Genomic DNA, 17,605 nt, shown 5'->3' on the forward strand with positions numbered 1-17,605 from the left:
TAGAAGTCAGTCGTCATGGCCTTGATCTGTCCGGTATGCAGCACGGAGAACCGCGAGGGCGCGAATTTCTGCAGGAGTTGCGGCGGCAAGCTGCCGTCCGCAGCACCCACACCCTCGCCTGCGCCGATGGCGCCGCCTCCAGCCCCCGACAGCCGGTCGGACCGCGAATGGGCCGCTACGGCGCCCGCGCAATTGCGCGCACCCACCATTCCCGGCGGGCTTTTCGACGGCAGTTTGCCGATCGCTTCTCAAGCCGCCTACATGCATGCCGGCTCGCTGGCCGATGAGAAGACCGTCATCGTCGGAACGGGCGGTTCGAAGCGGCCACCCTCGCCGCCGCGTGAACCCCGGGCCAAGAAAGCCTCCAGGCCCAGGACGCCGCGGCCCGCCGGGGCCGAGGTTCGGAAGCCGCCGCGCTTGCGCGGCATCCTGCTTTGGCTGGTGTTGTTGGCGGTGGGGCTGCTCATGATCGCCGCCGGGTGGTACGGGTACGGAACGGACAAGCCGAGCGCGCAGGCCAAAGTGACGGCACCCGCTGCACCTGCGGGGCCGGCCATTGCGCCACCTGCCTTGACCGAGGCTTCGGGAGCGGCGGCGCCGGCGCCGGAACATCCGCCCGCAGAGCCGCCGGCGGCGGAACCAACGCTCGTTGCTCCGGCGCCGGCCGCATCGGCCGCCGCGGCGAGTCCGAAGCCGCTGTCCGCCGCCGCTGCGGCCAAGTCGCGCAAGGCGGCGGCAGCGGCCCCGCCGCAACCCGGCGCGCCCGAGGCTGCACCGGCAGTGGCCCCCGCGCCCGCCCCGACGCCCGCGGCGGCGGGGCCGGCCGATCCGCAGTCCATCTGCGGCGACCGCAACTTCATCGCGAAGGCCCAGTGCATGGCCGCGCAGTGCCTCAAGCCCGAATTCAAGACGCATGCGCAATGCGAGGCGGTGCGCCGGCAGCAACGCATCGAAGAAGAAAAGCGCAATCCCACGCTGGTCAACTGATTCGTCCCCCAGGGGCTACCGCCGCTCCCAGCCAGGGACGTCTAACCTTTTTGCAGGCGCTCGATGGCCACGGCCAAGGCGGCCGGCTTGCCTGACAGCACCAGGGTGTCGCCATCTGTCAGCACCGTATCGTCGGCAGGTTCCTGGGGCTGGCCATCGTGGCGCCGCAGGCTGGCGACGCGCACATTCAATGTTTCCAGCGCCAGCCGCGCCAGGGTTTGGCCGACGGCGCGGGCGCCGGGGGTGAGCGTGAAGGTGTTGAGCCGCTCGTGATCGAGCTCGTCGGCGTTGTCGTCGTCGGCACCGTGGAAGTAGCCGCGCAGCAGGTTGTAGCGCGCGTCGCGCTGGTCCTGCACCACGCGGATCACGCGCCGCATGGGCACGCCGACGAGCGCGAGCGCGTGGCTCGCGAGCATCAGCGAACCCTCGATGGCCTCGGGCACCACCTCGGTCGCGCCGGCCGCCTGCAGTTTCTCGAGGTCGTGGTCGTCCTGCGTGCGCACGATCACCGGCACCTGCGGCGCGTGGGCGCGGGTGTTGGCCAGCACTTTCATGGCGCCCGGCACGTCGAGGTAGGTCACGACCACGGCGCTGGCGCGGGCCAGGCCGGCCGCCATCAGCGCCTGCAGCCGCGCCGCATCGCCGAACACCACCGAATCGCCGGCCGCGGCGGCCTGGCGCACCCGGTCGGGGTCGAGGTCGAGCGCCATGTAGGGAATGCCTTCGCGCTCCAGGATGCGCGCCAGGTTCTGGCCGCAGCGCCCGTAGCCGCAGATGATCACGTGCTTCGCGGTATTGATGGTCTTGCGCGCGATGCTTGTCATCTGCAGCGACTGCTGGAGCCAGTCGCTCGCCACCAGCTTGCGCACGATGGCGTTGGTGTACATGACGATGAACGGGGTGGCGAGCATCGACAGCACCATCGAGGCCAGCACCGGGTTGGCCAGCCACGGCGGCAGCAGGCTCCGCTCCTGCGCCAGCGTCAGCAGCACGAAGCCGAATTCGCCGGCCTGCGCCAGGTAGAGGCCGGTGCGCAGCGACACGCCCGAGGTGGCGCCCAGCACCCGCGCCAGCACGGTGACCAGCGCCAGCTTGAACGCCAGCGGCAGCACCAGCAGCACGGCGACGAGCGCCCAGCGGTCCACCACGATGTGCCAGTCGAGCGACATGCCCACGGTGATGAAGAACAGGCCCAGCAGCACGTCGTGGAACGGACGGATGTCGGTTTCGACCTGGTGCTTGTATTCGGTCTCGGAAACCAGCATGCCGGCGATGAAGGCGCCCAGTGCCAGGCTCAGCCCGGCCAGTTCGGTCAGCCAGGCCAGGCCGAGCGCAATCAGCAGCACGTTCAGGATGAAGAGCTCTTCGCTGCGCCGCCGCGCCACGAGCGTGAGCCACCAGCGCATGACGCGCGGGCCGCCGTACAGCAGCACGCCGATCAGCAAGGTGGCCTTGACCAGCGCCAGCGCGAGGGCCTTGGCCAGCGCTTCGGGCGGTGCGCCGAGCGCGGGAATCAGCACCAAGAGCGGCACCACGGCCAAGTCCTGGAACAGCAGCACGCCCATCACGCGTTTGCCGTGCTCGCTTTCGAGCTCGAGCCGTTCGGCCATCAGCTTGACCACGATGGCGGTGCTGCTCATGGTGAGCGCGCCCGAGAGCGCCAGCGCCGTCTGCCACCCGAGCCGCCACGCCGGCGGGAGCTGGGAGGCGATCAACAGCGCGCCGGCGGTGGCGAGCGTCATCGTCAGCAACACCTGCAACAGGCCGAGTCCGAACACGTGCTTGCGCATGGCGCGCAGCTTGGGCAGGCTGAACTCCAGTCCGATGACGAACATCAGGAACACCACGCCGAACTCGCCCAGGTGGCGGATGCCTTCGGAGTTCTGCGCCAAAGCCAGCGCATGAGGGCCGATCAGTACGCCGGCCGACAGATAGCCCAGCATCGGCGGCAGCTTCAGCGAACGGCAGACCACCACGCCGATGACCGCGGCAAGCAAATACAACAGCGTGAGATCGAACGAAGACATGGTCGGATGCTAGAGCAATGTCCGTGCCCCGGGCGCGCCGCTTTCGCCCGATGACGGGAGATGCCGGGCGCCCCGTAAAATCCGGCGATGAGTTCAGCTCCCCTGCCCCCCGTGGTCAACGCCGACGCCATCCTCGCGCGCGCGCGCGCCACCTTCGACATCGAGTCCGATGCCGTGCTCGGCCTCAAGTCGCGCGTGGGTCCGAGCTTCGTCGATGCCGTGCGCAAGATCCTCGAAGTGCGCGGCCGCGTCGTCGTGATGGGCATGGGCAAAAGCGGCCATGTCGGCCGCAAGATCGCCGCCACCCTTGCTTCCACCGGCACGCCGGCGATGTTCGTCCACCCGGCCGAGGCCAGCCACGGCGATCTGGGCATGATCAAGTCGGTCGACCTGGTTCTGGCCATCTCCAACAGCGGCGAGGTCGACGAGCTCACCGTGATCCTGCCCGTGGTCAAGCGCCAGGGCGTGCCCCTGATCGCGATGACCGGCCGTGTCGATTCCACCCTGGCGCGCCACGCCGACATCGTGATCGACGCGGGCGTTGCCAAGGAAGCCTGCCCGCTCAACCTCGCCCCCACCGCCAGCACCACCGCCCAGATGGCGATGGGCGATGCACTGGCGGTGGCGCTGCTCGACGCGCGCGGCTTCGGCTCCGAAGACTTCGCACGCTCGCACCCCGGCGGCGCGCTGGGCCGCAAGCTGCTCACGCATGTGGCCGACGTGATGCGCTCGGGCGACGAAGTGCCGCGGGTGGCACCGACCGCCACGCTCAGCGAATTGATGCGCGAGATGAGCTCCAAGGGCCTGGGCGCCACCGCCGTGGTCGATGCCGAAGGCCGCGCCATCGGCATCTTCACCGACGGCGACTTGCGCCGCCAGGTCGAGACCGGCGGCGACCTGCGCGGCCTGACCGCCGCCGATGTGATGCACTCCGGTCCGCGCACGCTGCGGGCCGAGGCATTGGCGGTCGAGGCGGCCGAACTGATGGAAGAACACCGCATCACCAGCGTGCTCATCGTCGACCCCGCGGGGCATTTGGTCGGCGCGCTGAGCATCAACGACCTGATGCGCGCGAAGGTCATCTGATGCCGCTCGATTTCCAGGCCGAGACCTTGCTGGCAGCGCAGGATGTGCGCATCGCGTTCTTCGACATCGACGGCGTGCTGACCGACGGCGGCGTGTACTTCACCGAGCACGGCGAAACCCTCAAGCGCTTCAGCATCCTCGACGGCTACGGCCTCAAGCTGCTGCGCCTGGCGGGCATCACGCCGGCGGTGATTACCGGGCGCGATTCCAAGCCGCTGCGCGTGCGGCTCGAAGCGCTCGGCATCCAGCATGTGCGCTACGGCACCGAAGACAAGCTGCCCGCGGCCCAGGCCATGCTCGAACAGCTGGGCTTCGGCTGGCACCAGGCGGCGGCCATCGGCGACGACTGGCCCGACCTGCCGGTGCTGAGCCGCGTCGGCTTTGCGGCGGCGCCGGCCAATGCGCATGTCGAGGTGCGCAATGCAGTCAGCTATGTCACGCGCGCACGCGGCGGTGAAGGCGCGGCGCGCGAGTTCTGCGATCTGCTGCTCACGGCCTGCGGCCAGTACAGGCGCCTGCTCGACGCCGCGCGAGGCCCGACGCAATGACGCGCGCCTGGAGCCTGCTGCGCAACGCGCTCGATCGCGCCACGATCTACCTGCCGATCATTCTCACGGCGGCCGTCGCGCTCGGCACCTATTGGCTGGTGCGCAATGCGCCCAAGCTGCTCGAGCCTACCGCCAAAGCCGCGCCCACCCACGAGCCGGACTATTTCATGCGCGGGTTCGTGATCAAGAACTACCTGCCCAACGGCGACCTGCGCAGCGAACTTCATGGCAAGGAAGGCCGGCACTACCCCGACACCGACACCACCGAAGTCGACGATGTGCGCGTGCGATCCATCTCCACGGAGGGTTACACGACCCACGCCACGGCCAACCGCGGCCTCTCGAATTCCGACGGCAGCGAGATCCAGCTTTTCGGCAACGCCATCGTCATCCGCGATCCGGTCGTGGCTGCCAACGGCAAGTCGACGCCGCGCCTCGAATTCCGCGGCGACTTCCTGCATGCCTTTCTCGACACCGAGAAGGTGACGTCGAACAAGCCCGTCACGCTCATTCGCGGCAGCGACCAGTTCACCGCCGACAACCTCGACTACGACAACCTGAGCGGCGTTGCCAACCTCACTGGCCGCGTGCGCGGCGTGTTGATTCCGTCGGCGGCCGCGGGCGGCAAGCCGCGCTGAAAAAAACAAAACACCCGCGAAAGCCAGTCCCGCGCATGAGTACGTCTCCACTTGTCTTCATCACCGGCGCGTCGAGCGGCATCGGCCAGGCCCTGGCCGCGAGCTTCTATGAGGCCGGGTATCGGCTGGCGCTGGTCGCGCGGCGTACGGCGGAGATCGAAACCTGGGCCAGCGCCCGTGGGCTCGATGCGGCCCGCTATCGGATATACAGCGCCGACGTGGCCCAGACAGACAGCATCGTGGCCGCGGGCGCCGCCTGCATCGAGCGCCAGGGCCTGCCGGACGTCGTGATCGCCAACGCCGGCATCAGCGTGGGCATCGACACGGAAGAGCGCGAAGACATCGACGTGATGGCGCGAACCTTCGCCACCAACAACGTGGGCCTGATGGCCACCTTCCATCCCTTCGCGGCGGCGATGAAGCAGCGCGGCAGCGGCCGACTGGTCGGCATTGCCAGCGTCGCGGCCATTCGCGGCCTGCCGGGGCATGGCGCGTATTGCGCCAGCAAGGCGGGCGTGGTCGCGTACTGCGAGAGCTTGCGCGGCGAGCTGCACAACAGCGGCGTCAAGGTCGTCACACTCTGCCCCGGCTACATCGATACGCCGCTGACCCAGGGCAACCGCTACGGCATGCCCTTTCTCATGAAGGCCGAAGACTTTGCGAACCACGCGCTTCGCGCCATCGAGGCCGGAACCAGCTATCGCGTGATTCCCTGGCAGATGGGCGTGGTCTCCAAGATCATGCGCATGCTGCCCAACGCCCTGCTCGACCGTGCGGTGCAGGGCCGGGAGCGCAAGAAGCGCAGCGGCGAAACCTGAGGCTCCTGCGGCCGGCGCGGGCGTGCTGCTCGCGCGGTTCGTCGCAACAGGCCCAATGAAAAAGGCTCCAGAGGAGCCTTTTGCTTGTGCGTATCCGGGGTGCAGGGCTTAGTAGCCGCTGTTCCCGCCGCCGCCGTAGCCGCCACCACCGCCGGAGCGACCACCGCCGCCGCCACGGGGGCCGGCGCCATAAGGGCTGCGGAAACCGCCATCGCCGCCACCACTGCGGCCACCACCACCGCCGCCGTAGCCGCCGCCACCGGAACGGCCGCCGCCGCCGCTGCGATCACCGCCGCCGCCGTAACCGCCGCCTCCACCGCTGCGGTCGCCGCCACCACCGTAGCCTCCACCGCCGCCGCCGCCGTAGCCACCGCCACCACCGCCGCCACCGCCGCCATAACCACCACCGCCGCCGCCGTAGCCACCACCACCGCTGCGCGGGGGACGTGCTTCCATCGGACGTGCTTCATTGACGACGACGGCGCGGCCGCCCAGGGGCTGGCCGTTCATGCCGTTGATGGCCGCCTGCGCTTCCGCGTCGCTGCCCATTTCGACGAAGCCGAAGCCCTTCGAGCGGCCGGTGTCACGTTCCATCATGACCTTGGCACTGGTTACTGCGCCGAATTGTCCGAAAGCCTGTTCGAGATCACTGTCGCGCACCGAGTAAGGCAGGTTGCCGACATACAGTTTGTTGCCCATCAAGGGACTCCTATAAACACATAGCAAGAAAAGCGATGGAGTCCCGAAAGCATCACTCAACCAAGAGCTGTCGAGTCGCGCGAAACTGACCGATCACCGAACTGCCTACCCGGAAAAGTCAAGAGGGAGGCTCGTGCATTATGGGTGAAATGCGCGGAATGCAAGTAGGAATTTGCGGCTTCCTGCGGCGCCATCAAAAATTAACCGAAGCTAGCGCCCGCTTACAAGGGCGGACAGCGGGAGAGTGGCACCACGCTAGAATTCACCCTGTCATTGGGGAGTAGCCGCCTTCCACCGCGAGAAGGGCCCGCGTCAACAGACTTGTCCTGCCCCACACGGGACATGGCGCGTGCAGTGATTCACCTGGCGAGACCTTTGACCGTGCAACTTCGGGAATATGGCCGAAGGTGTTGTGCGGTCAATTGCGTCCTTCGGCCCAAGGAACCCCTCTCTTTCATGGAAGCTTTTCTCGTTGCAACCGGCGTGGTCGCGCTCGCCGAAATGGGCGACAAGACCCAGTTGCTGGCCCTCTTGCTCGCCGCGCGTTTCAGAAAACCCTGGCCGATCGTGCTCGGGATCTTCGTTGCCACCGTCGTCAACCATGCCCTGGCCGGTGCCGTCGGCAACTGGATCACGCACTGGCTCGGCCCCGACGTGCTGCGCTGGATTCTGGGCGGCTCGTTCATCGCCATGGCCGCCTGGATGCTGATTCCAGACAAGCTCGACGAAGACGACGCTCCCGCCGCCTCGCACTCCGGCGTCTTCGGCACCACGCTCGTGGCGTTCTTCCTGGCAGAAATGGGAGACAAGACCCAGATCGCCACCGTCATGCTCGCCGCCCGTTTCACCGAGGCCTACGTGTGGGTGGTCGCGGGCACCACCCTCGGCATGATGCTGGCCAATGCGCCGGTCGTCTGGCTGGGCGACAAGATCGTGAAGCGCGTGCCGATCACGCTCGTGCACGGCATCTCGGCGGCGATCTTCCTCGTGCTCGGCATCGTGATGATCGTCGGCTGGTAATTCGGCGGAGCGATATACTGCCGGCTGCGCCGATTTGCTTCAGCTTGCGGGCGCTTTATAAATTCAGCTAAAGACAGTCAGTTGGCGAACAACCCGGCTCGTTTTTGGCGAGGCCGGGTTTTTTATTGATGTCGTCACCTTCTTTGGTCGTCTCTCCGCAGTCGATGCAGTTCGCGGGCCCGCTGGCCTTGCGCAGCGGCGCCTCGCTCGGCGACTACACGCTCGCCTACGAAACCTACGGCACCCTGAATGCCGATCGCAGCAACGCGCTGCTGGTGTGCCACGCGCTGAACGCCTCTCACCACGTCGCGGGCGTCTACGAAGGCCAGGCCAAGTCCGAAGGCTGGTGGGACAACATGGTGGGGCCGGGCAAGCCGGTCGATACCGACCGCTTCTTCGTGATCGGCGTGAACAACCTCGGTTCCTGCTTCGGCTCGACCGGGCCGATGCACACCAATCCCGCCACGGGCCGCGTCTATGGCGCCGACTTTCCGGTGGTGACGGTCGAAGACTGGGTCGATGCCCAGGCGGCGCTGCTCGACGCGCTGGGCATCCGCACGCTCGCGGCCGTGATGGGCGGCAGCCTGGGCGGCATGCAGGCGCTGTCATGGACGCTGCAGTACCCGGACCGCGTGCGCCACGCCGTGGTGGTGGCCAGCGCGCCCAATCTCACGGCTGAGAACATCGCCTTCAACGAAGTCGCTCGCCGCGCGATCGTCACCGATCCCGATTTTCATGGCGGCCACTTCTACGAGCACGGTGTCATTCCCAAGCGCGGCCTGCGCATCGCGCGGATGATCGGCCACATCACCTACCTGAGCGACGACGTCATGAACGAGAAGTTCGGACGCATCCTGCGCAGCGCGGTCGAAGGAGAGGCGGCGGCGCTGGACTACCGCTATTCCACGCAGGAAATCGAGTTCCAGATCGAAAGCTACCTGCGCTACCAGGGCGACAAGTTCAGCGAGTACTTCGACGCCAACACCTACCTCTTGATCACGCGCGCACTCGACTACTTCGACCCCGCGCGCGGTCACGGCGGCAACCTCAGCGTGGCTTTCGCAAAGGCCACCGCCAAGTTCCTGCTCGTGAGCTTCAAGACCGACTGGCGCTTTTCGCCCGCGCGCAGCCGCGAGCTCGTGAAGGCGCTGCTCGACAATCGCCGCAACGTGAGCTACGCCGAGATCGACGCGCCGCACGGGCACGACGCTTTTCTGCTCGACGACGTGCGCTACATGGGCGTGGTGCGGTCCTATTTCGAGCGCGTGGCGCACGAAATCCACGCCGAAGGGAGGGCCGCCCAATGAGCGACATCGAAACCCAGCGCCTCATCGCCAATCTCGTGCCCGAAGGCGCGCGCGTGCTCGACCTCGGCTGCGGCGACGGCGCCATGCTCGACCTGCTGCAGCGCGAGCGCGGCTGCACCGGCTACGGCGTCGAGATCGCCGACGGCAACGTGCTGCAGTGCATCCGCCGCGGCGTCGACGTGATCCAGCTGAACCTCGACGAAGGCCTGGCGGTGTTCGACGACGCCACCTTCGACGTGGTGCTGCAGATCGACACGCTGCAGCATTTGCGCAATGCCGAGGTCATGCTGCGCGAAACCGCGCGCGTGGGCCGTATCGGCATCGTCGCGTTTCCGAACTTCGCCCACTGGCCGAACCGCATCAGCATTGCGCGCGGCCGCATGCCGGTGACGCGCCGCCTGCCCTACCAGTGGTACGACACGCCCAATATCCGGGTCGGGACCTTCAAGGATTTCGAAGTGCTGGCGCAGAAGAACAGCCTGCGCGTGCTCGATGCCTTCGGCGTGCAGGAAGGCCGCAGCGTGCGCTGGCTGCCCAATGCGCGCGCCGGCACGGCCGTGTTCAAGTTCGAGCGGGAGCGCTGAGCGCTTTCGCGCCCCGTGAATACGGCGCACCCATGAGCTTCACGCTCTCGCAACCGGCGCACAGCGAACTGCTGGTCAAGAAAAGCCGCTTCATCGGCTGCGTGCAACCGGTGGCCGATCGCGCCGCGGCGCTTGCCGTCGTGGCGGCGCTGCGCAGCGAACACCCCGCCGCGGCACATGTCTGCTGGGCGCTGATGGCGGGCGGCCATTCGGCCGCGAACGACGACGGCGAGCCGGGCGGCACCGCCGGACGCCCGATGCTCGAGGTGCTGCGCCACCAGCAGCTCGAAGGCGTGCTCGCCACGGTGGTCCGCTACTTCGGCGGCATCAAGCTGGGTGCGGGCGGCCTCGTGCGGGCGTACACCGATGCCGTGGCGCAGGCCTGCCTCGGTGCAACGCTGGTCCCGCTGGTGCGCCAGCGGCTGCTGCAATGTGCCGTGCCCTATGCGCTGGAAGGACTGGTGCGGCGGGAGATCGCGGCCGTTGCAGGCGCTTCGCTCGTCGACGTGCGGCATGGCGATGCGGTGGACTTCACGTTCACGCTGCCCGAGCCCGATGCGAACGCCTTCATCGCCCGCCTCGACGATGCTGCGCAAGGGCGCGCCGTCTGGCCGCAGGCGTGAGCCGCCGCGCGGGAACGGCCTCGGCCGCGGGCGCTGCTGTCATCGCCAGCACGCCGCGCCCTGCCATCGGCACCGGCTCGACATCCTCGTCGGGACCGCGCCGCGCCATCTCGGCGGTCACGATACCCGTCGGAACCGCGAGCACACCCCAGCCCAGCAGCATCATCACCGAGGCGATGGCGCGGCCAAGATCGGTCTTGGGCACCAAGTCGCCGAAGCCCACGGTGGCCATGGTCGAGATGGCCCAGTAGATCGCCACTGGAATGCTCGTGAAGCCGTGCACCGGCCCTTCCACCACATACATCAGCGTGCCCATCACCAGCACCACAAGCATCACGAAACCCACGAACACCGTGATCTTCCGGCGGCTCGCGGCCACGGCCGAGACCAGCGCGCGGTATTCCACCGAGTAGCGAGACAGCTTGAAGATGCGGAACACGCGCAAAAGCCGCAGCACGCGCACGTCGATAAGGTAGGCGAGCTCGGGCGCAAACGCCACCAGGTAGGTGGGCAACAGCGCGAGCAGGTCGATCACGCCATAGAAGCTCAGCGCATAGCGCATCGGCTTGTTCACGCAGGCAAGCCGCGCAATGTATTCGAGCGTGAACAGGATGGTGAACACCCATTCGAATGCATTGAACAGCGGCCGCCATTGATCACGGATCGACTGCACGCTGTCGAGCACGACCACCAGCACGCTGGTCACGATGACCGCGATCAGCGCCAGGTCGAAGAGCAGGCCGGCGCGCGTATCGGCCTCGAAGATCACCGTGAACAGCCGGCGCCGCCAGCCGCCGGCCGGCTTGTCGAAGCGAGCGTCGATGGTCGAGGAGAGAGCCAAAGTCCGGGCAGCGGGAGCGGTGTTCGATCGGGTCATCTTGCGGGCCGGGAGGTCACGGGAGAGGGCATTGTCCAACGCGGCTGGATTTATTCAGTTACGTTTCTTGCGCAATGAAGTGCCGCGGGGCGCGAGGGGCTTCTTACGATAGCCCCTTTGTTGAGGAGCTCCCCATTGGCTACACAGTCCCCCTTTTTCGGCAAGCGTGATCGTGACACCGACTCGTTGACCTCTCGTCCCGCGCCGCTGGTGGGTTCGGGTACCAATCTCTCGGGTTCGCCCGTCAATCCGTCTTCGTTGACCGCGCAGCAAGGCGGCCTGGCCCCGGCGGCCGCACCCGTCGCCAAGGAAGGCGGCAGCAAGCTCACCGTCGGCCCGAACATCAAGCTCAAGGGCGTCGAGATCACCGATTGCGACACGCTCGTCGTCGAAGGCCTGGTCGAAGCCACCATGGACTCGCGCCTGATGCAGATCGCCGAGCAGGGCGAGTTCAAGGGCTCCGCCGAAATCGACATCGCCGAAATCCGCGGCATCTTCGACGGCAACCTCACGGTGCGCGAAAAGCTCGTGATCCATTCGACCGGCAAGGTCACCGGCAAGATCCGCTACGGCAAGATCGTGATCGAAGAAGGCGGCCAGCTGTCGGGCGAAATCAGCTTCGGCGCCAAGGCCTAAGCAACTCGGGGCTCAAGTCCCGGCCGCCTCTTCGGGCGGCTTCCAACCCAGGCGCTCCAGCAAGGCACCGGCCGCGGCCGGTGCTTTTTCTTTGGCGCCGTTGATGAAGTAGACGAACACGTCGCGCTTCTTGGGCGATTCGGCCCATTGCCGCGCGCGCTCGGCCCAGCTGTCGAGCGCCTTGGGCGCATAGCCGGTCTTGAGCTTGGCATCGGCCATCATGAGCCGCGCATAGGCAACGTCGCCTTCGGGTTCCTCGAACGACGGAAACTTGTTCGCATCGGTGAACACGGTCGAGACCTTGTACTTCTTCGCGAGCGCCTGATAAGCGGGCGTGATGAAGCTCTCGTGCCGCACGTCCATCACGTGGCGCAGCGCGCGGCTGCCTTCCTTCTTCGGCAGCAAAGCGAGAAAGGCCTCGAAGTCCTCGGCATCGAACTGCTTGGTCGGCATGAACTGCCAGACGATAGGGCCTAGCTTGTCGCCGAGCTCGCTCACGCCGCTCTCGATGAAGCGCTGGATCGACTCTCCCGCGGTGGCAAGCACCTTGCGGTTGGTGGTGAAGCGCGAGGCTTTCATCGAGAACACGAAGCCCTCCGGAGCCTCGTCGTGCCACTTCCGGAAGGTCTCGGGCTTGAAGGTGCTGTAGTAGGTGCCGTTGATCTCGATGGCGCTCACCTGGCGGCTGGCATAGCGCAGCTCCTTCGCCTGCGCGAGCCCCTTCGGATAGAAGTTGTCGCGCCAGGGCTCGTAGGTCCAGCCGCCAATGCCTGCCTTGATGTTCATCGCGGTCCGAGTCGATGTTGCCTTGCTCACATTGCGCTCCGGGTTGAGATTGCCGCACTCTACGCGGGGTCGCCGCGAGGCGCAAAATGCGTTTTTTCGTCACCCGCGGAGAACCCACCGATGAACGCCCCCCTGCACCGCGAAATGCCTCCAGGTACGCTCGATGCCGAGCGCGCCCTCTCCGATGTCACCGCCCAGTGGGACGGCGACATCGTCAGGCAACTCACCGACTACATCGCCATTCCCGCCAAGTCGCCGGGCTTCGACAAGGAGTGGGCGGCCCACGGTTATCTCGAAACCGTGCTGCGCAACGCCGCCGCTTGGGTCGAGGCGCAAAAGGTCGAAGGCCTGAAGCTCGAGATCGTGCGGCTCGAAGGCCGCACGCCGGTGCTGTTCTTCGAAGTGCCGGCCACGGGCACCGACATGGATGAGACCGTATTGATGTACGGCCACCTCGACAAGCAACCCGAATTCACCGGCTGGCGCAACGACCTCGGCCCCTGGACGCCCAAGTACGAGAACGGCCTGCTCTATGGCCGCGGCGGCGCCGACGACGGCTATGCGGTCTACGCCAGCATTGCCGCGCTGCAAGCGCTCAAGAATCAGGACGCGGCGCATCCGCGCATCGTCGGGCTCATCGAGACCTGCGAGGAAAGCGGCTCCTACGACCTGCTGCCGTACGTCGACGCCCTGCGCCCCCGACTGGGCAATGTCGAACTGGTGATCTGCCTCGACTCCGGCGCCGGCAACTACGACCAGCTGTGGCTCACCACCTCGCTGCGCGGCATGGCCAGCGGCACGCTCAAGGTCGAGGTGCTGACCGAAGGCATCCATTCGGGCGACGCGTCGGGGCTGGTGCCCTCGAGCTTCCGCATCATGCGGCAGGTGCTCGACCGGCTCGAAGATAGCGCCACCGGCCGCCTGCTGCCCGCGAGCTTTCATTGCGAAGTGCCAGCCGACCGCCTGGCACAGGCCAGAGCCACCGCCGCCATCCTCGGCGACGAGGTCTACAAGCGCTTTCCGTGGGCGCACTACGACTGCGGCGGCTCGACCATGTTCGCGCTGCCGACCACCACCGATCCGGTCGAAGCGCTGCTCAACCGCACCTGGAAACCCACGCTGTCGGTCACGGGCGCGGAAGGCTTTCCGGCGCTCAAGGATGCGGGCAACGTGCTGCGTCCCTACACCGCCTTCAAGCTCTCGCTGCGCCTGCCGCCGCTGGTCGATGCGGCCGAGTCGGTGCAGCAGCTCAAGACCCTGCTCGAGGACAACGCGCCGTATCAGGCGCGCGTGACCTTCGAAAGCGGCGGCGGCGCCACCGGCTGGAACGCGCCGACGATCACCCCGTGGTTCGAGGACGCGCTCAACAAGGCCTCTCGGGCGCATTTCGGCGCCTCCTGCGGCTACATCGGCCAGGGCGGCACCATCCCGCTGATGAACATGCTGAGTGCCGGCTTTCCGAAGGCGCAGATGATGGTCTGCGGCGTGCTCGGTCCGAAGAGCAATGCGCACGGGCCCAACGAATTCCTGCATGTGCCTTACGCCAAGAAACTGACGGCCGCCGTGGCCGAAGTGATTGCGGCCTTGCCGGCCGCGCACCGCGCCGCGGCCGCGGAGCCGGTGAACGTTTGAGCGAAGCGGCGAGCTACGGCCGCTCTTGCCGCGGCGTTGAAGGGCGCGTCAGGCGTTCGCGGTGGCCGCGCGACGGCGCGTCTGCGCAAGCCACAGCAGCGCCGCGCCCGTGAGCACCACCGGCACCAGCGAACCGTAGTTCAACAGCTGCCAGCCCTGCGTCGTGACCAGCACGCCCGAGGCGAACGAGGTCAGCGCCAGCGTGGCGAACACGCAGAAATTGAGCGCGCCCTGCGCCCGGTCGCGTTCGTCCGCGGTGTAGGCCGTGAGCGACAGCGTGGTGCTGCCGGTGAACAGGAAATTCCAGCCCACGCCCAGCAGGCACAACGCCACCAGGAAGTGCTGAAGCTCCACGCCCGACAGCGCCACGGCGATGCACCCCAGGTTGAGCACCAGCCCCACGCCCATCACCGGCAGCGCACCGAAGCGGCGGATCAGATGGCCGGTGAAGAAGCCGGGCGCGAACATGCCGATCACATGCCATTCGAGCACCAGCGCGGCGTCCGAAAATGGGAGGCTGCAGATCTGCATGGCGATCGGCGTGGCCGCCATCAGCAGGTTCATCACGCCGAAACCCAGCGCACCCGATGCGGCCGCCACGATGAAAACCGGCTGCCGCATGATCTCCGACAGCGCCCGTCCGCCGAGCGCCTGCTGGCGCGTGAGCGTGGCGGGAAAGTCGATGAAGCGCATGACCCCCATCGACAGCAGCGCCACCGCCGCCAGCGCGATGTAGGCGCCCGCGAACGGCACGGCGAACACGTCGCGCGTGGCCGCCGCGAGGTTGGGCCCCGACACCGCGCCGATCAGCCCACCGGCCATCACCAGCGACACCGCCTTCTCGCGCCAAGCCGGCGCTGCCAGCTCCGCTGCCGCAAAACGGTAGAGATTGGCGTTGGCGTTGTAGTAGCCGGCCACGACTGTCGCGAAGCAAAGCAGCCATAAGTTCTTCGAAACGGCTGCGAACGCGCACAGCAACGCCGACCCCAGCGCCACCGCCAGCCCGATCTGGAACGACCCGCGCCGGCCGAAGCGTTGCTGCGTGCGCGCGACCAGCCCGGTGGTGAGCGCGCCGCCCACCACATAGCCCATGACCGGCAGCGTCGCCATCCAGCCGCGCGGCGCAATGCTCAAGCCCACCAGCCCGTTGATGGCGATGAAGGTGACGTTGTTGGTCAGGAATAGGCCCTGGCAGATGGCGAGCAGTCAGAGATTGCGATTCATGAGGAGAAGGAGGCGAAAGCGGGTTGCGGCATGCAGGCTGGCGTTCTACGTGATTCGCCTTCGATGCGCCAGTCGAAATGCGTCGGCCAAAAAAAAGCGCCCTCGCGGGCGCCGGAATTCTTGTGAGCAAATTTGCTTAGGGCTGCTTGTTCTGCAGCAGGCCGCTGAGTGAACTCAAGAGGTCGTTCGGGTTGTCCAGGCCTTGCTCCGGCACCTTGCCATGCGGCGTGAGCTGATCGATGAGGACCGGCAACATGGTCGCCAGCATGGGCAACAGCGTTTGGGCATTGATGCCGAGCTTGGACGCGATGCTGGCGATGGTGTCGCTGCCCAACGCATCTTGCAACTGGCCGCCCGAGACCGGCTGGTTTTCTCCCTTGCCGATCCATGAACCGATCACGTCACCCATGCCGGCCTGTTCGAATTTCGAGACCAACCCTCCCAGGCCGCCCTGACCGCCGTTGTTGGCGAGCAGGCCTCCGAGCGCGCCAGCCAGGCCGCCGAGGTCTCCCATGCCGCCGGTGCCGCCGCCCTGCGGTTGCTGTTGTTGGGTGGCGCCTCCCAGCACTTGACCGAGTACCGAATCGAGCAATCCCATGGCGTTTCCTTTGGTGTGTGACAGAACCGCCTGCATTTTCCAGCGCGACGGGTCGCAAGCCGAAAGCGGCGTATCCACTTTCGGCGGGCAACGTGACAAATTACTTGGTACGCGCCGGCCGTTTGGGCAGCAATGCGGGGCTGACCCCTTGCACACCCACGAGGCCGAGCACCGTGACGAGCGAATTCTGCGCGCCTTTCCATGCGTCTGTCACGTCGATCGACTCGCTCAGGGCATGAAAGCCGGCGGACTTGCCGCCGCCGCCGATGATGATGGCCGGGATGCCGTACGACATCGGCACGTTGGCGTCGGTGCTGCCGCCGCGCAGCAGCGTCTTGTGGCCGAAGGCGGTGTTCGAGCGGATCGCCGCTTCCACGATCACCGACTCGGACGGCGTGCGTCCACCTGGCCGGTCGCCGATCAGTTTGTGGCTGGCGCTCAGCGTGGTGACATTCCAGCGCTTGTTCTCCTCGGCCACGGCTTCGTCGATGGCTGCGAGAATTTTCTTCTCGGTTTCGAGCAGCGACGCCATGTCGTCCGAGCGGATGTCGATGGCCATGCGGGCATCGGGCGCGATGGTGTTCACCGACGTGCCGCCGCCCACCGTGCCGACCGTGAAGGTGGTCTTCGGAAAGCTGGGCGTGCGAACCTCGGCAATCTTGGCGATCGCGCGGCCCATGCCGTGAATGGCGCTCGGTACCTGGCCGAAGGCGGCGAAGCTGTGGCCGCCCGGCCCCTTGAACGTGACTTCGTAGCGGTGGCTCGCGGTGCCCAGGATCAGCACGTTGCCATCGGGCGAAGGCTCCAGTCCCACCATGCCGTCGATGTCGAGGTTGTCGCGGAAGATCGCCTTCATGCCGCGCAGGTTGCCGAGCTCTTCCTCGCCGACATTGGCGACGAACAGCAGGTCGCCCACGGTCTGGACCTTGTTGTCGTTGAGCACCTTGAGCCACGACAGCAGCACCGAAAGCGCGCGGGTGTCGTCCGAAATGCCCGGTGCGAAGAGCTTGCCGTCGCGCTCCTTCACCTTCACGTCGGTGCCGGCGGGGAACACGGTGTCGAGGTGGGCCGAGATCAACAGCTTGGGGCCGTTCCCGCTGCCCTTGCGCAAGCCGATGACGTTGCCTTCGGCATCGATCTTCGCGTCGGTGAGGCCAAGCGCCTTCATGCGTGCCAGAAAGGCTTCGGCGCGCTTCTGTTCCTTGAACGGAGGCGCTTCGATCTCGGTCAGCATCTTGAGATCTTCGACCGAGCGCTCGTGGTCGGCCTTGACCGCATCGAGCAGTTTCTGAACTGCTGGCGCGGCCGTCAGCTGGGTGAAAACCTTGTCCACCTCGGGAGCGACTTGTGTGGGCGTGGGTGCCACCGCGGTGTTCTGGGCTTGCGCACCCTGGGCGGCGAAGAGCATGGCCAGCACGAGAGGGGCAAGGGGGGCGAAACGGAGCGCGCGTGGCGAGCGAAGCATGGCGTGAAGATCCTTCTCTGGTCGGGGTGAACGGAGTGAAGCAAACATTG

At 66.8% G+C, this 17,605-nt stretch carries 18 protein-coding genes and 1 riboswitch; of the genes, 11 read left to right on the forward strand and 7 right to left on the reverse strand.

Annotated features, from left to right (window positions below; genetic code table 11):
• Positions 1–15 precede the first annotated feature (15 nt).
• The gene (locus QFZ42_RS25625; protein WP_373423367.1) at positions 16–987 is read left to right on the forward strand and encodes a zinc ribbon domain-containing protein; all 972 of its coding nucleotides are present in this window, start codon (positions 16–18) and stop codon (positions 985–987) included.
• Between the two features lie 41 nt (positions 988–1,028).
• Here QFZ42_RS25625 and QFZ42_RS25630 read toward each other — a convergent pair whose 3' ends face one another.
• Entirely contained in the window at positions 1,029–3,014 is a 1,986-nt protein-coding gene (locus QFZ42_RS25630) for a monovalent cation:proton antiporter family protein (RefSeq protein WP_307703675.1), read from the reverse strand.
• Positions 3,015–3,101: 87 nt separating this feature from the next.
• Here QFZ42_RS25630 and QFZ42_RS25635 point away from each other — a divergent pair, with 87 nt between their 5' ends.
• The 4 genes from QFZ42_RS25635 to QFZ42_RS25650 are packed head-to-tail and all read left to right on the forward strand — an operon-like array spanning position 3,102 to position 6,104.
• Complete coding sequence (locus tag QFZ42_RS25635; RefSeq protein WP_307703676.1) at positions 3,102–4,100, forward strand: KpsF/GutQ family sugar-phosphate isomerase; 999 nt, start codon at positions 3,102–3,104, stop codon at positions 4,098–4,100.
• Positions 4,100–4,648: a KdsC family phosphatase gene (locus tag QFZ42_RS25640; protein WP_307703677.1), complete on the forward strand. Its 549-nt coding sequence runs from the start codon at positions 4,100–4,102 to the stop codon at positions 4,646–4,648. The genes QFZ42_RS25635 and QFZ42_RS25640 overlap by 1 nt, the downstream gene beginning before the upstream one ends.
• Entirely contained in the window at positions 4,645–5,286 is a 642-nt protein-coding gene (gene lptC / locus QFZ42_RS25645) for an LPS export ABC transporter periplasmic protein LptC (RefSeq protein WP_307703678.1), read from the forward strand. Before QFZ42_RS25640 ends, lptC begins: the two co-directional genes overlap by 4 nt.
• A gap of 35 nt (positions 5,287–5,321) precedes the next feature.
• Entirely contained in the window at positions 5,322–6,104 is a 783-nt protein-coding gene (locus QFZ42_RS25650; RefSeq protein WP_307703679.1) for an SDR family oxidoreductase, read from the forward strand.
• Positions 6,105–6,212: 108 nt separating this feature from the next.
• Here the strand turns inward: QFZ42_RS25650 and QFZ42_RS25655 are convergent, their stop codons facing one another.
• Positions 6,213–6,803, reverse strand: coding sequence for an RNA recognition motif domain-containing protein (locus tag QFZ42_RS25655; RefSeq protein ID WP_307703680.1), 591 nt, complete (start codon positions 6,801–6,803; stop codon positions 6,213–6,215).
• Positions 6,804–7,066: 263 nt separating this feature from the next.
• Positions 7,067–7,249: riboswitch (yybP-ykoY riboswitch) on the forward strand.
• Between the two features lie 10 nt (positions 7,250–7,259).
• Here QFZ42_RS25655 and QFZ42_RS25660 point away from each other — a divergent pair.
• The 4 genes from QFZ42_RS25660 to QFZ42_RS25675 all read left to right on the forward strand — a co-directional run bounded on the left by QFZ42_RS25660 (position 7,260) and on the right by QFZ42_RS25675 (position 10,337).
• Positions 7,260–7,823, forward strand: a complete 564-nt coding sequence (locus tag QFZ42_RS25660) for a TMEM165/GDT1 family protein (RefSeq protein WP_307703681.1) — start codon at positions 7,260–7,262, stop codon at positions 7,821–7,823.
• Positions 7,824–7,951: 128 nt separating this feature from the next.
• Positions 7,952–9,130 carry a homoserine O-succinyltransferase MetX gene (gene metX / locus QFZ42_RS25665; RefSeq protein ID WP_307703682.1) on the forward strand — a complete coding sequence of 393 codons (1,179 nt, stop codon included), beginning with the start codon at positions 7,952–7,954 and terminating at the stop codon, positions 9,128–9,130.
• Positions 9,127–9,714 carry a methionine biosynthesis protein MetW gene (gene metW, locus QFZ42_RS25670; protein ID WP_307703683.1) on the forward strand — a complete coding sequence of 196 codons (588 nt, stop codon included), beginning with the start codon at positions 9,127–9,129 and terminating at the stop codon, positions 9,712–9,714. Before metX ends, metW begins: the two co-directional genes overlap by 4 nt.
• A gap of 32 nt (positions 9,715–9,746) precedes the next feature.
• Complete coding sequence (locus tag QFZ42_RS25675) at positions 9,747–10,337, forward strand: IMPACT family protein (protein WP_307703684.1); 591 nt, start codon at positions 9,747–9,749, stop codon at positions 10,335–10,337.
• Here the strand turns inward: QFZ42_RS25675 and QFZ42_RS25680 are convergent.
• Positions 10,282–11,214 carry an ion transporter gene (locus QFZ42_RS25680; RefSeq protein ID WP_307703685.1) on the reverse strand — a complete coding sequence of 311 codons (933 nt, stop codon included), beginning with the start codon at positions 11,212–11,214 and terminating at the stop codon, positions 10,282–10,284. The genes QFZ42_RS25675 and QFZ42_RS25680 overlap by 56 nt on opposite strands.
• Positions 11,215–11,349: 135 nt before the next feature.
• On the opposite strand from QFZ42_RS25680, the gene QFZ42_RS25685 reads away from it, so the two are divergent.
• Positions 11,350–11,850 carry a bactofilin family protein gene (locus QFZ42_RS25685; RefSeq protein ID WP_307703686.1) on the forward strand — a complete coding sequence of 167 codons (501 nt, stop codon included), beginning with the start codon at positions 11,350–11,352 and terminating at the stop codon, positions 11,848–11,850.
• A gap of 12 nt (positions 11,851–11,862) precedes the next feature.
• Here QFZ42_RS25685 and QFZ42_RS25690 read toward each other — a convergent pair whose 3' ends face one another.
• Positions 11,863–12,666 (reverse strand): DUF72 domain-containing protein, encoded by an 804-nt coding sequence (locus QFZ42_RS25690; RefSeq protein ID WP_307703687.1) that lies wholly within the window; start codon positions 12,664–12,666, stop codon positions 11,863–11,865.
• 90 nt (positions 12,667–12,756) lie between these two features.
• Between QFZ42_RS25690 and QFZ42_RS25695 the strand changes: the two genes are divergently transcribed.
• Entirely contained in the window at positions 12,757–14,268 is a 1,512-nt protein-coding gene (locus QFZ42_RS25695; RefSeq protein ID WP_307703688.1) for a M20 family metallopeptidase, read from the forward strand.
• A gap of 48 nt (positions 14,269–14,316) precedes the next feature.
• Here QFZ42_RS25695 and QFZ42_RS25700 read toward each other — a convergent pair whose 3' ends face one another.
• From QFZ42_RS25700 to QFZ42_RS25710, 3 genes are all read right to left on the reverse strand, one after another.
• Positions 14,317–15,474, reverse strand: coding sequence for an MFS transporter (locus QFZ42_RS25700; protein ID WP_307704303.1), 1,158 nt, complete (start codon positions 15,472–15,474; stop codon positions 14,317–14,319).
• Positions 15,475–15,628: 154 nt separating this feature from the next.
• Positions 15,629–16,090 (reverse strand): YidB family protein, encoded by a 462-nt coding sequence (locus QFZ42_RS25705; protein WP_307703689.1) that lies wholly within the window; start codon positions 16,088–16,090, stop codon positions 15,629–15,631.
• A 100-nt stretch (positions 16,091–16,190) separates the two neighbouring features.
• Positions 16,191–17,555: a M20/M25/M40 family metallo-hydrolase gene (locus QFZ42_RS25710; RefSeq protein ID WP_307703690.1), complete on the reverse strand. Its 1,365-nt coding sequence runs from the start codon at positions 17,553–17,555 to the stop codon at positions 16,191–16,193.
• Between the last annotated feature and the right edge of the window lie 50 nt (positions 17,556–17,605).

The sequence above is a fragment of the Variovorax paradoxus genome, assembly GCF_030815855.1.
In the GTDB taxonomy this organism is placed as follows: Bacteria; Pseudomonadota; Gammaproteobacteria; order Burkholderiales; family Burkholderiaceae_C; genus Variovorax; species Variovorax paradoxus_M.

Bases quoted from the DNA above. Each gene is read 5' to 3' on its own strand.
- QFZ42_RS25660 (WP_307703681.1), top strand. From the start codon at position 7,260: ATGGAAGCTTTTCTCGTTGCAACCGGCGTGGTCGCGCTCGCCGAAATG.
- QFZ42_RS25650 (WP_307703679.1), top strand. From the start codon at position 5,322: ATGAGTACGTCTCCACTTGTCTTCATCACCGGCGCGTCGAGCGGCATC.
- metW (WP_307703683.1), top strand. From the start codon at position 9,127: ATGAGCGACATCGAAACCCAGCGCCTCATCGCCAATCTCGTGCCCGAA.
- QFZ42_RS25630 (WP_307703675.1), bottom strand. From the start codon at position 3,014: ATGTCTTCGTTCGATCTCACGCTGTTGTATTTGCTTGCCGCGGTCATC.
- QFZ42_RS25695 (WP_307703688.1), top strand. From the start codon at position 12,757: ATGAACGCCCCCCTGCACCGCGAAATGCCTCCAGGTACGCTCGATGCC.
- metX (WP_307703682.1), top strand. From the start codon at position 7,952: ATGTCGTCACCTTCTTTGGTCGTCTCTCCGCAGTCGATGCAGTTCGCG.
- QFZ42_RS25710 (WP_307703690.1), bottom strand. From the start codon at position 17,555: ATGCTTCGCTCGCCACGCGCGCTCCGTTTCGCCCCCCTTGCCCCTCTC.
- lptC (WP_307703678.1), top strand. From the start codon at position 4,645: ATGACGCGCGCCTGGAGCCTGCTGCGCAACGCGCTCGATCGCGCCACG.
- QFZ42_RS25635 (WP_307703676.1), top strand. From the start codon at position 3,102: ATGAGTTCAGCTCCCCTGCCCCCCGTGGTCAACGCCGACGCCATCCTC.
- QFZ42_RS25680 (WP_307703685.1), bottom strand. From the start codon at position 11,214: ATGACCCGATCGAACACCGCTCCCGCTGCCCGGACTTTGGCTCTCTCC.
- QFZ42_RS25655 (WP_307703680.1), bottom strand. From the start codon at position 6,803: ATGGGCAACAAACTGTATGTCGGCAACCTGCCTTACTCGGTGCGCGAC.
- QFZ42_RS25675 (WP_307703684.1), top strand. From the start codon at position 9,747: ATGAGCTTCACGCTCTCGCAACCGGCGCACAGCGAACTGCTGGTCAAG.
- QFZ42_RS25640 (WP_307703677.1), top strand. From the start codon at position 4,100: ATGCCGCTCGATTTCCAGGCCGAGACCTTGCTGGCAGCGCAGGATGTG.
- QFZ42_RS25705 (WP_307703689.1), bottom strand. From the start codon at position 16,090: ATGGGATTGCTCGATTCGGTACTCGGTCAAGTGCTGGGAGGCGCCACC.
- QFZ42_RS25625 (WP_373423367.1), top strand. From the start codon at position 16: ATGGCCTTGATCTGTCCGGTATGCAGCACGGAGAACCGCGAGGGCGCG.